Annotated in this window: 13 protein-coding genes; 7 read left to right on the top strand and 6 right to left on the bottom strand. The window is 68.8% G+C overall.

Going from position 1 to position 12,535, the window contains the following annotated elements; genetic code table 11:
• Window positions 1–285 precede the first annotated feature (285 nt).
• The gene (locus tag BI347_RS08540) at window positions 286–1,071 is read left to right on the top strand and encodes a tRNA threonylcarbamoyladenosine dehydratase (protein WP_071111965.1); all 786 of its coding nucleotides are present in this window, start codon (window positions 286–288) and stop codon (window positions 1,069–1,071) included.
• Between the two features lie 7 nt (window positions 1,072–1,078).
• Here BI347_RS08540 and BI347_RS08535 read toward each other — a convergent pair whose 3' ends face one another.
• The 3 genes from BI347_RS08535 to BI347_RS08525 all read right to left on the bottom strand — a co-directional run bounded on the left by BI347_RS08535 (window position 1,079) and on the right by BI347_RS08525 (window position 3,258).
• Window positions 1,079–1,471, bottom strand: a complete 393-nt coding sequence (locus tag BI347_RS08535) for a VOC family protein (protein WP_071111964.1) — start codon at window positions 1,469–1,471, stop codon at window positions 1,079–1,081.
• 113 nt (window positions 1,472–1,584) lie between these two features.
• A complete protein-coding gene (locus BI347_RS08530; RefSeq protein WP_071116377.1) occupies window positions 1,585–2,346 on the bottom strand; it encodes a CDP-diacylglycerol diphosphatase in 762 nt (253 codons plus the stop codon).
• A gap of 12 nt (window positions 2,347–2,358) precedes the next feature.
• On the bottom strand, window positions 2,359–3,258 hold the full coding sequence (locus BI347_RS08525; protein ID WP_139167196.1) for a tetratricopeptide repeat protein: 900 nt from the start codon (window positions 3,256–3,258) through the stop codon (window positions 2,359–2,361).
• Window positions 3,259–3,304: 46 nt separating this feature from the next.
• Between BI347_RS08525 and BI347_RS23510 the strand changes: the two genes are divergently transcribed.
• The 6 genes from BI347_RS23510 to BI347_RS08500 all read left to right on the top strand — a co-directional run bounded on the left by BI347_RS23510 (window position 3,305) and on the right by BI347_RS08500 (window position 10,708).
• The gene (locus BI347_RS23510) at window positions 3,305–3,565 is read left to right on the top strand and encodes a hypothetical protein (protein ID WP_139166894.1); all 261 of its coding nucleotides are present in this window, start codon (window positions 3,305–3,307) and stop codon (window positions 3,563–3,565) included.
• Window positions 3,566–3,651: 86 nt separating this feature from the next.
• A complete protein-coding gene (locus tag BI347_RS08520) occupies window positions 3,652–4,908 on the top strand; it encodes an MdfA family multidrug efflux MFS transporter (protein WP_071111962.1) in 1,257 nt (418 codons plus the stop codon).
• A gap of 30 nt (window positions 4,909–4,938) precedes the next feature.
• A complete protein-coding gene (locus BI347_RS08515; protein ID WP_071111961.1) occupies window positions 4,939–6,069 on the top strand; it encodes a LuxE/PaaK family acyltransferase in 1,131 nt (376 codons plus the stop codon).
• A 2-nt stretch (window positions 6,070–6,071) separates the two neighbouring features.
• Entirely contained in the window at window positions 6,072–8,474 is a 2,403-nt protein-coding gene (locus BI347_RS08510) for an acyl-CoA reductase (protein ID WP_071115711.1), read from the top strand.
• Window positions 8,475–8,519: 45 nt separating this feature from the next.
• Entirely contained in the window at window positions 8,520–9,782 is a 1,263-nt protein-coding gene (locus BI347_RS08505; protein ID WP_071111959.1) for a phenylacetate--CoA ligase family protein, read from the top strand.
• Window positions 9,779–10,708: a GNAT family N-acetyltransferase gene (locus BI347_RS08500; RefSeq protein WP_071115710.1), complete on the top strand. Its 930-nt coding sequence runs from the start codon at window positions 9,779–9,781 to the stop codon at window positions 10,706–10,708. The genes BI347_RS08505 and BI347_RS08500 overlap by 4 nt, the downstream gene beginning before the upstream one ends.
• On the opposite strand, the gene BI347_RS08495 is transcribed toward BI347_RS08500, so the two are convergent.
• The 3 genes from BI347_RS08495 to BI347_RS08485 form a co-directional block, all read right to left on the bottom strand.
• A complete protein-coding gene (locus tag BI347_RS08495; RefSeq protein ID WP_083338770.1) occupies window positions 10,705–11,055 on the bottom strand; it encodes a YbjQ family protein in 351 nt (116 codons plus the stop codon). The genes BI347_RS08500 and BI347_RS08495 overlap by 4 nt on opposite strands.
• Before the next feature lie 82 nt (window positions 11,056–11,137).
• Window positions 11,138–11,866 carry a 2-phosphosulfolactate phosphatase gene (locus BI347_RS08490; RefSeq protein WP_071111956.1) on the bottom strand — a complete coding sequence of 243 codons (729 nt, stop codon included), beginning with the start codon at window positions 11,864–11,866 and terminating at the stop codon, window positions 11,138–11,140.
• A gap of 239 nt (window positions 11,867–12,105) precedes the next feature.
• Complete coding sequence (locus tag BI347_RS08485; protein ID WP_071115709.1) at window positions 12,106–12,528, bottom strand: DUF3224 domain-containing protein; 423 nt, start codon at window positions 12,526–12,528, stop codon at window positions 12,106–12,108.
• Window positions 12,529–12,535: the final 7 nt, after the last annotated feature.

Raw genomic sequence — 12,535 nt, 5'->3', positions numbered from 1 at the left:
CTAATGCTGAGAGTTGGCCGGCGGAGGACGCGCCGATGGCGCTTCATGCCGGTCCCTGACGCGCGCCCACCAGTAACCGGACGCGTATCAGTCAAGATACGGCCAATGCGGAAAAGGTTCCACGCAATCAAGCAGTTGGATTGTAAAAAAATCTTCACGCCGGCCGAAAACGCCACACCGCGCCCAAACCGGCCCCCCGCCGCCGGCAGGAGAAACGCGGCGGGGCTGGCACCAAGCCGCAGCCTTGGTTATCCTTGGCCGTTTTTCGCGCAACAGGTTATCCCGATGGACCACTCAGCCGACCTAGAACGCCGCTTCGGCGGCATTGCCCGTCTGTACGGCGACGACGCGCTCGCCCGCTTCCAGGGCGCCCATGTCTGCGTGGTGGGCGTGGGCGGCGTCGGCTCCTGGGTGGTGGAGGCGCTCGCGCGCAGCGCCATCGGCGCGCTGACCCTGATCGACCTGGACAATGTCGCCGAATCCAACACCAACCGCCAGTTGCCGGCGCTGGACCCGCTGTACGGCATGGCCAAGGTGACCGCGCTGGCCGAGCGCGCGCGCGCCATCAACCCGGCCTGCCGGGTGGTGGAGATAGAGGATTTCGTCACCGAGGACAATCTGGATGCAATGCTGGGCCAGGGCTACGACTACGTCGTCGACTGCATAGACAATCTGCGGGTGAAGACGGCGATGGCGGCCTGGTGCGTGAAGCGCCGCCAGCCCTTCATCGTGTCCGGCGGCGCCGGCGGCCAGATGGACCCGAGCAAGATCAAGCTGGCGGACCTCGCCGAAGTCACCCAGGACCCGCTGCTGTCCAAGCTGCGCTACAACCTGCGCCGCCACCACGGCTTCGAGCGCGACGCCAAGAAGATGCGGGTGCCCTGCGTCTACTCCACCGAACAGCTGATCTACCCGCAGGCCCAGGCCTGCGACGCCGACCCGGCGCGCGGCCCGCAGGGCCTATCCTGCGCCGGCTTCGGCGCCGGCATGGTGGTGACCGCCAGCTTCGGCCTGTTCGCCGCATCGCGGGTGCTAACCGACTTGGCCAAGCCGCCGCGCAAGGCGAAGTAAAGCCTGCTCAGCCCCCGCGCTGGATCAAATCCCACTGGTTGCCGTACAGGTCGCGGAATACCGCCACCGTGCCGTAGTCCTGCTCCAGCGGCGGGCGGACGAATTCCACGCCGGCCGCGCGGTAGCGCTCGTAATCGCGCCAAAAGTCGTCGGTGTCGAGAAACAGCCACACCCGGCCACCGGCCTGGTTGCCGATAAACGCCGCCTGCCGCTCGTTGCTGGCCTGAGCCAGCAGCAGGCCAGCCTGCGAGCCCGGCGGCGTCACCACCACCCAGCGCTTGTTCTGCTCCGGCTGCGCGCTGTCGTCGCTTAGCTCGAAACCCAGCTTGTTGACGTAAAAATCGATGGCCTCGTCGTAATCCCGCACCACCAGCGACACCAGCCCCAACGACTGCTTCATGCCTGTCCCTTCGCGTTTGCCGGCGCCCCCGGCCCCGCATCGGAACCGGCAACGCCATGATTTAGAGGGCGCGATGATACCGCGGATGGCTCCCCGGCGGCGGATGGCGTACCCTAGCGGTCCAGCACCTTGCAGTCATGGTCCTGCAGCTCTTCCGCCGAGCCGCGGTTCACCTGGAACAGATCGGCGCGGCCGGCCAGCAGCACGAAACCGTCGCCGTCGGCGAAGCGCGCCGGCAACAGGGCCAGGCCGTAGCGCTCCATTTCGGTTCCCGCGCCGGGCAGTTCGTTGGCCAGCAAGCGAAACGGGTCACCCTCCGGATTGCCGTCCGGATCGGCATCCACGCGCCGCGCCCAATAGGCGTGCCCTTGCAACTCCACCGGCAGCTGGCGCCAGCGCCTCGGCAGGCTGTCATCCAGATCGTCTATCTGCTGGCGCACGGTGGGGTCGACGCAGGAAATGTGGATGTGCAGCTGGTTCTGGCTGCGACCATACTGCGAATTGACCGCCAGCGACACCGCCTGGCGCGGCAAGGCGGCGCCGCGCTTCTGGTCCATGTAGCGCCGCGCCTGCCAGGCCTCGCGCCAGTAATCCGGCACGCCGTCCCGCAGCAGCTGCGGACTCTCGATGCCGCTGACCCGGCTGGTGGGAATCAGCAGGTACTGCAGCGCGCCGTTGCGGTCCTTCAGCACCGCCACGCCCCGCTGCAGCTTGACCTCGGCGCAGGGGTCCGGCCTGCCTTGCTGCTGCTGATTGGGCACGCACTGCTCGCCGACGATACGCCACAAGGCGTCGCTGTCGGCCGCCGCATAGTAGGACACGCCGGCCAATAGCAGGCCGCACAGGCTGGCGCACAACACGAGTCGTCTCTTCATCATCCATCGCATTCAGTGGTTAACGTGGTCGGCGGCTTCCTGGCGCCGCCGGACATAATACTCCGCCCGGCCGGAATCGCCGTGCGCGCGATACAGCTTGGCCAGTTCGTCGAAAACATCGGGGTCGGGATCGCCGGCGGCGTCGTTTTCCCGCTCCAACCGCAACTGGATGGCCAGCGCCTCGTCGTCGTCGCCCCCGGCGTGCAGGGTCCAGGCCACCATCCACCACGCCACCCGGGTGGCCGCGGCATCCTTGCCCTGCTGCCGCAAGGCCAGGGCCTGGCGGAATTCGGCCAGCGCGGCGGGGTAATCGCGCTGCTGGTACAAGGCATAGCCGATATTGTTGCGCAGCGAGGCCTGCCACTGCCTGGCCTCAGCTTGGCCGGACGCCAGTGCCAGCTCCAGCGCCTGCCGGTCCCAGCGCAGTTGCGCCGCCGGCTCGGCATCGACAAAGGCCAACATATGCAGCGCATCCACCGCCAACGCGTCCAGCTTGGCCGCGCGCGCCAGCTCCAAAGCGCGCAGATAGGCGCGCCGCGCCTCCGCCCTGGCCGCATCGGTTTGCAAGGCCGCCGGGTGGGTGGCCGAAATCCAGCTGCGCCCCCATTCCAGCTGGTAGCGGACCTGCGCCTCGGCGCCGGCCCGCGGCAATTGCGGCGCGATCGCAACGAGTATCGCCCGCGCGCCGGCGAAGTCGCCGCGCAGGCCGTGGCTGCGGGCGATCTGGGTTTGCAGGATCAGCGCCTCATCCGGACTGGCCGTCGCCAGCGCGGCGCGGAAACGCTGCTCGCTGGCCTGCGGCTGGTCGAAATTCCACATCGAAGCCAGGTCCAGCGCCGCCGCCTGATTCGCCCAGGCGGCAAACCACGCCGCCGACCACAAACCGTACCCTCTCATCACCACCCTCGCCATGGATTGTCCTTCTGCGGCGAAAACCGCCTCCGCCACAGAAAATAACATGAGCATGGCCCTCGCCGCAGCCGCCTTCAGCGCCGCGGTCCGGCGCCAGCCAAGCCCCAATCCCGAAAACGGATGGCTCCTCCTGTCGGCAACCATGCCGCAGCGCGGTTTGCCAGAACACATTGATATCAATCAAATACAAATAAGCGACGTCATATTCCATAAAAGTAAAAAATCAAGCAACAAGCATAGGAAAACCATACTTAAGTACAGGCATTGCATCTGCGTTATTGACCTATCCTGTGCGCCGATTGAATGACGGGACGCTCCGCCGCCAGGCCGACGCCCATCCATGCCCGCCCACAGCCGTCGTTATTTGCCGCTGCAGCAAGAAAGCCGTTCCCCATGTCCGCCGAAACCTTCCGTCCCCTGCTAGCGATCCCGCGCCGCCAGGCTTTGCTGTTCTGCCTGCTGCTCACCGCCTTCGAGCTGCTCACCTACCTCGCCAGCGACATGGTGATGCCGGCCATGCTGCGCGTCACCCAGGACCTGCGGGCCGACAGCCGCCACGTGCCCACCGCCTTCAACGCCTTCCTACTGGGCGGCGTCGCCTTTCAGTGGCTGATAGGCCCGCTGTCCGACCGCTTCGGCCGCCGCCCCTTGCTGCTGGCCGGCACCGTGGGCTTCGCCGCCGCCTGTTTCGCCGCCTCCGGCGCGCAGGCGATCGAATGGTTCAACCTGCTGCGCTTCGCCCAGGGCATCGGCCTGGGCTTCATCGTGGTGGTCAGCTACCCGGCGCTGCAGGAAACCTTCGCCGAAGAGGACGCGGTGCGGCTGATGGCGCTGTTGGCCAATATCGCGCTGCTGTCGCCGCTGGCCGGGCCGCTGCTGGGCAGCCTACTGCTGGGCGCGCTGTCCTGGCGGGAACTGTTCGCCGCGCTGGGCTGCGCCACCTTGCTGGTGACGCTGGGCCTGTGGCGGCTGATGCCGGAAACGGTGGGCGTTCCCCGCCGCGACGGCAGCATGCAGCCGCCGACGCCGCTGCGGCTGCGCGCCGCGCTGGCCAATTACCTGGCGCTGCTGCGCCATCCCACCGTGCTGTGCGGCAGCCTGGCGCTGGGCCTGCTGACGCTGCCCCTGATCGCCTGGATAGGCCTGTCGCCGCTGCTGCTGGTCCGCCAGCTGGGTTACAGCAATCTGGAATACGGCCTGTGGCAGCTGCCGGTATTCGGCGGCGTGATCGCCGGCAACCTGCTGCTGAACCGGCTGGCCGGCCGCAAGAATCTGCCCGAGGTGCTGCGGCTGGCGCTGGCGCCTATGGGCTGCGGCTTGCTGCTGATCGGCGCGCTCACTCCGCTGCACCCGACGCTGCCGGCGCTGGTGGCCGGCCTTGCCGTCTACGCCTTCGGCCTGGGCCTGGGCAACGCCGCGCTGTACCGGCTCACCCTGTTCGCCAGCGACAGCGCCAAGGGCAGCGTCGCCGCCATGCTGGGCATGCTGTCCACCGCGACGCTGGGAGGCGGCGCCGCGCTGCTGGCCTGGCTGGACGCCGGCGCCAGCCCGCAACGCTTCGCCGCCGGCATCAGCCTGGCCGCAGTGCTGGCCGCGCCTTTGCTGTGGCGGCTGCTGCGCGCGCCGCAAGCGCAGCCTAGCCCCGTCTGATCCCTCTTTCCCATCGACACCGGAGTCACAATGAACACACTTGCCCATGTCGAAGCGCTTTGCAGCCTGGAGCATCCCTATCGCGCCGACGCCGAATGCGACCGCCTGTTCGACGCCGCGATGCGCGAACTGGTCGACTACCACTGCGAGCACAGCCCCGGCTACCGCCGCTGGCGGCAACAGAACGGCATGACGCCGGAGCGGCTGGCCGGCCTGTCAGACTGGTCGCAGCTGCCGCCCATCTTCGCCAATTACTTCAAGCGCAAGCTGCTGCTGAGCAAGGCCGGCGAGGACGCGCTGGAACTGACCTCGTCGGGCACCACAGGCCAGAAAAGCCGCATGCGCTACGACGCGCGCAGCATAGGCGCCGCCCAGCGCATGGTGGACCGCATCTTCGAGCACTACGGCTGGAACACCCCGGAGCAGCCCGCCAACTACCTGCTGCTCAGCTACGAGCCGGCCGGCGCCATCACGCTGGGCACCGCCTACACCGACCAGTTCCTCTGCAAGTACGCGCCGGTCAAGCGCGCCGTCTACGCGCTGCGCCACAACGGCAAGGGCAACGAGTTCGATCCCTTCGGCGCCATCCGCGCGCTGCAGGAGTTCGCCGCCGAAGGCCTGCCGGTGCGCATCTTCGGCTTCCCGGCTTTCCTGTGGTTCACGCTGGAACGGATGCAGGAAATGGGCTTGCCGTCCTTGCAGCTGCATCCGGATTCGCTGGTTTTCCTCGGCGGCGGCTGGAAAACCCACGCCGACCAGGCCATCCCCAAGCTGGAGTTGTACCGCCGGCTGGGCGAACAACTGGGCCTGCCGGACGCGCGCTGCCGCGACGGCTACGGCGCGGTCGAGCATCCAGTGCCTTATGTCGAATGCCCGAACCACCGTTTCCATGTGCCCAGCTACGCCCGCGCCTACATCCGCCACACCGCCACCCTGGAACGCCAGCCCTACGGCGAACCCGGCTTCCTGCATCTGGTGTCGCCCTACATCACCTCCAGCCCGGCGCACAGCATGGTGATGAGCGACCTGGCTGTGCTGCAACCGGCCGGGCAATGCGGCTGCGGCCTGGCCACCGACTGGTTCGAACTCTTGGGCCGCGCCGGCACCAGCAAGAGCCGCAGCTGCGCGATGGCCGCTTCCGAACTGATCAAGGAGTCCTGAACATGTACCTGAGCCACGGCACCCTGCACGCCGCCACTGATCTCGCCGTCCTGCTGCTCGACCTGCGCCGGCAACTGCCCGCCACGCTGGCGCAAACGCCGATGCCTGACCTGGTGGTGGACTGCGCGCAGCGCTTCGCCGACGCGCTGTCCAGCGCCAGCCAGCACCCGCTGCTGGACGAGGCCGGCCGCGCCGCGCTCGCCGGCTTCTGCCAGCGCGAGGCGTTGGAGGCCAAGCTGGAACGCGAACTGGGCGAACAGCCGTTCTCGCTGCGCCGGCACGACTACCGCCAGCCGCGCTTCGAGGCCTGGCAGCCGCTGGGCCTGGTGGTGCATATCACCCCGGCCAACGCCCCGCTGCTGCCCTTCATGGCGGTGCTCGAAAGCTTGCTGGCCGGCAATATCAACTGGCTGCGGCCCAGCACCAGCGACCAAGGCCTGAGCGCGCGGCTGCTGGCGGAGTTCCTGCATCACGACCGCAGCGGCCGGCTGGCCGCCCGCATCGCGGTGCTGCCGCTGCCAAGCGGCGAGCTGGGCCGACTGCTGGCCGACGCCGACGCGGTGTCCGCCTGGGGCGGCGACGGCGCGCTGTCCGCCATTCGCGCGCAGCTGCCGGCCGGCTGCCGCTGGATAGACTGGGGCCACCGCATCAGCTTCTCCTACCTCGACCCCGCCGCTGGCGAGCAGCAGCTCGACGCGCTGGCCGACGACATCTGCCGCCACGACCAACAAGCCTGTTCCAGCCCGCAATGCCTGCTGGTCGACAGCGACGACCCGGCCACGCTGCGCCGCGCCGCCGCGCAAATGGCCGCCGCGCTGGCCCGCCGCGCGCCATTGTGGCCGGCCTTGACGCCGGACATCCAGGAAGCCGCCGAGATCAGCAGCCAGATGGCCTTCCAGCGGCTGGATCAGACCTTTGCCCAGCTGGACGGCGAAGTGCTGCGGGGCGAAGGCTGGCGGCTGGCGTGGAACACGCGCCGGGAACTGGCGCCGTCGCCGCTGTTCCGCACCCTGCAGATGCGGCCGGCTCCGCGCGCCGAACTGGCGGCCATCTTGCGCCCCTGGCGCACCCATCTGCAAAGCTGCGGCCTGATCGCCCCGGCGGCGCAGCTGCCTGAGCTGAGCCGCATGCTGCTGGCGGCCGGCGTCAGCCGCATCGCGCCGGCCGGCCGCATGCACGACGGCTACCACGGCGAACCGCACGACGGCGTCTACGCGCTGGCACGGCTGTCGCGCCGGGTATCGGTGAGCCTGGACGCCGGCCAGGCCGGCTGCCATGTCCAGCTGGACGCCCCGCCGCCGGCCCCGGCCGGCCTCGACGCGCTGCCGGTGATGGACAAATCCGACTTCCAGCGCCAGGGCGCCAACGACAAGGCCCAGTTGTTCTTCCGCAGCGGCGGCAGCAGCGGCGCGCCCAAGCTGGCCGGCTTCAGCTACCGCGATTACCGCCGCCAGATGCGCGCGGCCGCCGACGGCCTGTTCGCCGCCGGCCTCAACCCGGCCGAAGACCGGGTGATGAACCTGCTGTACGGCGGCAAACTGTACGGCGGCATGCTCAGCTTCTTCACCATCCTGGACCAGATGGGCGCGGTGCAATACCCGATGGGCGGCCCGTCCGACGACGACTTCGGCGAAATCGCCCGCTTCATCGTCGAACAAAAGATCAACACCCTGGTCGGCATGCCCGGCACCCTGCACCGCTTATTCGAATGCGAACACAAGCTGCTGCGCCGCTACGGCGGCGTGCGCAAGGTGTTCTTCGGCGGCGAGCACATCAGCGACGGCCAGCGCGCCTACATCGGCAGCTTCGGCGTGGAGCTGATCCGCTCCGCCATCTACGGCTCGGTGGACGCCGGTCCGCTCGGCCACGGCTGCCCGCACGGCGCCGACGGCGAATTCCACCTGCTGGCGGATATCCAATGGCTGGAAGTTCTGGAGCAGGACAGCGACCGTCCTGCCGCCACCGGCGAGATCGGCCGCCTGGTGTTCACCTCGCGCGAACGCGAAGCGCAGCAAGTGGCGCGCTACGACCTGGGCGACCTGGGCCGCTGCTTGTCCGGCCGCTGCGCCTGCGGCCTGGCCACGCCGCGCTTTCAGCTCACCGGCCGCCACGGCGCCTTGCTGCGGGTGGCGACCATCTTCGTCAACCCGGGCGAACTGACCCAGGAGATAGGCCTGCCGCTGCAGTGGCTGGTGGACCAGGCCGATAGCGGCTGCGACCGCATTCATCTGTTGGCCGACGGCGATCCGAACCGGATCCGCACCCAATTACTGCAGGACCCGATGCTGAACGAAGTGATAGGCGGCGGCCTGCTGCAACTGGAAGTCACCGCCACCCCGGCCGCCGAATTCCGCCGCCACCCGCACAGCGGCAAAACGCCGCTGGTGATGGACCTGCGCCGTTAACCCCCGCGCCGGCGTCCTCGCGGCGCCGGCGCCAAAGCCGCAATCATGAATTCCAAACTAAAACAACTAGTCGACCACGCCCTGCATCATTCGCCGTTCTACCGCGAGCTGTACCGCTCGCTGCCCGACCAGGGCTGGACATTGTCCGACCTGCCGCTGGCGGACCCTGCCGACTACTGGCGCGGCTCGCAAACACTGCGCAGCTGGCCGGTGCTGAGCGCGCCGCTGCAGGACGGCCACGTGTTCAAGACCGGCGGCTCCACCAGCGAGGGCAAGCTGTCGGTGTTCAGCCGCGCCGAATGGCAGGCCTTCGTCCAGGCCTTCGGCCGCGGCATCGCCCGCCAGCTGAAGGCCGGCGACCGCGTCGCCAATCTGTTCTTCGCCGGCGACCTCTACACCAGCCTGCTGTTCATCCACGGCGCGCTGTCGCACGCGCCGCTGCCGGTGGTGGAGTTTCCGTTCACCTGCAATGTCGACGACGCGGCGCTGGCAGACGCCATCGCCCAGCACCGGATCAACGCGCTGGCCGGCGTGCCGGCGCAGCTGCTGCGCTTCGCCCACCACCTGACCGGCAAGAACACAACGCTGGACGAGGTGGACACCGTGCTTTACGGTGGCGAGAGCCTGTTCGGCGAGCAGATCGCGCTGTTGAAGCAGGCTTTCCCGCAGGCGCGCATCGCCTCGGTAGGCTGCGCCAGCGTCGACGCCGGCCTGATAGGTTACGCCGATCCCGGCTGCCGCCACGGCGAGCACCGGGTGTTCGACGGCGACAGCCTGGTGGAAATCATAGACGAGGCCAGCGGCGAGACGATTGAAGAAACCGGCCGCAGCGGCTTGCTGGTGCTGACCAATCTGCAGCGCCGGCTGATGCCGGTGATCCGCTACCCCACCGGCGACCTGGCCTGCTGGCGCGAGCCACCCGGCCCTGGGCGCAAGTTCGCGCTGCAGGGCCGCGCCGGCAACGGCCACCGCATCCGCGTCGGCACCCTGTCGCTGTTCCCGCAGCAGCTAGCGCCGCTGCTGGAAAGACACGCCGAGCTATTGGCCTGGCAGCTGGTGATCGAACGGCGGCAAGGCATGGATTGCCTCGGCCTGCTGCTGGCCAGCCGCCGGCAGCTGGACTGCGCCGCGCTGCGCCAGGACGTCTTGGCCGCCCAGCACGCCATCGCGGCGCTGTGCGCCGCCGGACAATTGCAACTGGAGGTATCGCAGACCAGTCCGGAGCAGATGCATACCCATCCGCGCTCCGGCAAGCTGATGCGGGTGGTGGACCGGCGCGACTACCAGCCTGAGGAGGCGCAGCCATGAGCGCCCGCCACCCCGCCTCCGCCTGGGCGCGCGACTACCAGGCCGAAGACGCCGCCGCGGTCAGCGCGCTGTTCCGCGCCGTCTACGGCGACCACTACGTCTATCCCGACGTCTATCTGCCCAGCCAGATCCAGCAACGCAACGCCAGCGGGCAATGGCGCTCGGCGGTGGCGCTGCTGGATGGCCGGCTGGTGGGCCATGCCACGCTGTGGCAAGACCCGGCGCGGCCGGGGCAGGCCGAACTGGCGTTGAACGTGGTGCACCCGGACGCGCGCGGCCAGGGCGTGGCCAGTCTGCTGGGACGCCATCTGCGCGCGGCCGCGGCGGTGCAGGGCGTCGCGCTGCTGACCATCAAACAGGTATGCTCGCATCCGCAGAGCCAGTACGTGGCGCAAACGCTGGGCTTCCACACCAGCGCGCTGATGCTGGACTACGTCGACTCGCCGTTCGGCAAGCCGGAACCGGAAAGCATCGTGCTGGGCTGCCTGCCGCTGCAGCCGCGCCCCCTGCCTGACCTGGCCTGGCCCGCCGAATGGCGCGAATGGCTGCAGCCGCTGCAGCAGGCCTTCGGACAGCGCGCCGCCGTCGCTCCGTCGGCCAGATTGCCCGGCTTGAGTCTGGCCCGCCACGGCCAGCGGCTGGAGATCACGGTCCACCAGCCGACCGCGGCACGGCTGGCGGAGATCGCCACCCTGCCCGCCGGCCAGCTGCTCTACCTGAAGCTGGCGCTGAGCGCCGACGCGCTGGCGCTGCTGCCCGCGCTGCGGCAGGCCGGCTTCGGCTTCGGCGGCCTGCTGCCGGACGCCGGCGACGGCTGGCTGCTGCTGTTCCTGCGCGGCCAGCGCGGCGACGCCATCCGGTTTTGCGACGCCCAGGCCGAGCGGCTGCACCAACTGGAACTGCAGACCACGGCCGCTCCGGGCTAGAGCTGGCGAGCCGCGTCCAGCGGCTCCACCCGCACCGCGGTGCCGTAGCACAGCACCTCGGTCAAGCCCGCCATCACGTCGGTGGCGTCGTAGCGCATGCCGATCACCGCGTTGGCGCCCAGCGCCGCCGCGTGCTCGCACATCAGCGCATAGGTTTCCGAGCGGGCCTGCTCGCACAGGCTGGTATAGATGGTGATGTTGCCGCCGAACAGCGACTGCAGGCCGCCAAAGAAATTGCCGACAATCGAGCGCGAGCGCACGGTGATGCCGCGCACCACCCCCAGATTGGCCGTCACCCGGTAGCCGGGCAGATCGAAAGTGGTGGTAACCATTTTGGCAGGCAGCATGGGACTCTCCAGCAGGGAAACGGCAACGCGGTCGCGCGCCATCCCGCCATGTTAGCCGGTCGGCGGCGCGCCGGCATCCGCGTCAGGCGGCGGCGCCCAGGCTGGGCGCGCGATACGCGCCGTCGCGCAACACCGGCACGCAGCCGCTGACGCTCAGTTGCGCCGCCAGCTCCACATCGCCGGCAAAGCCGCGCTGGCTCAAATCGCAACCGGACATGCCCTGCGCCAGCTGGCGCTCCAGATCGTGGCGCGCCAGCGTGAAGGCGGCCTCCGCCGCCAGCGCTTCGGGCGACTTGCCGCCGGCCAATTGCCGGATGATGGCGCCGGCGCCGAGGAAATCCTCGTAGGCGAAGCGCAGCCGGCCATCCGGGCCGAGCTCACCGGCGGCGATCAGCAGCACCGAACCGCCCTGCCGATTCAGATATTCGGCCACGGCATCGGCATTGCGCAGGCAACCGGCCAGGGTCTGCTCCGCCTCGCTGGCCAGGCTGATCGCCGCGCCGTTGAGCGATGGCAACACCAGCCGGCTGTCGGCGGCAAGAGTCTGCAGCGAAACCGGCGACAGGGACGGCTTGGCATGGCTGCGCTTGCCGGCCAGCAGCGCGCGGCTCTCGTCGGCGAAAGCCTGGGCGCCATCGGCCTGGTGGCGGTAGGGCAGCACCTGAGCGCCTCTGCCGCAGGCGATGTCGACGCAGGTGCTGAACGACAACACATCGATAACTACGCAATGCTCCGCCAGCCGGCTTAACTGCCGCGCGGCCTCCATGCCCCATTGCAGGCGCACCGAATATTCTTGTTGCGCGTAGTGCATTCCTGGTTCCGATGAAACGACAAGCCGCCAGCAGTCGGCTGGCGGCATTGGCTTTGACTTCCCGCCGCGGCGGCGGCGAGCAGCGATGCCGGTGACGGCATCGCCTGAAATATTTCTACCTAGAAGGTCAAGATCCTAACCATTGCTCGTGAAAAACTCAAAAGAATCAGGCAAAAAGCTAGCCCCAACCGCCAGGGAGGCGGGATTTATGACGCATTTCCAACACGGTCCGCCGCGCTTCAGGCCGGGCGCAGCGTCAGCAGATATTCGCCGCCATGCTCGCCCGCCCTGGCGACGATGCGGCCGTCGCCTGCCAGACCGGCGAAGTCGCCGCTGCCGCTGCCGAGCACTACGGTCAGCGTTCCGCTGACACCATGCTCCGGCGAATATATGCCGTCGTGCTTGAGCACCAGGCTGCCCCGCCTTTCCCCCCAGCGCGCCACCACGCGCTCATAGCCGATGAAAGGCACGTCGCCGCCCGCCGCCTGCGGATACAGCAGCTGGTACTCCAGCCAGCCCTCGCCCTCCAGGCTGCCGCTGAGCGCGTTGACGATGCTGGCGCGCTTGAGCTCTCCGGCGCCGTCGGTTTGCTGCAGCAACTGCTCCGTCCATTGGCTGGCCGTGAAACGGCAGGCCAGCGTGACGGGAAGATGCTTTGCCATCGCCCTC

It is taken from the genome of Chromobacterium sphagni (assembly GCF_001855575.1).
GTDB lineage: Bacteria > Pseudomonadota > Gammaproteobacteria > Burkholderiales > Chromobacteriaceae > Chromobacterium > Chromobacterium sphagni.
This window is presented reverse-complemented; position numbering and strand designations above follow the sequence as displayed.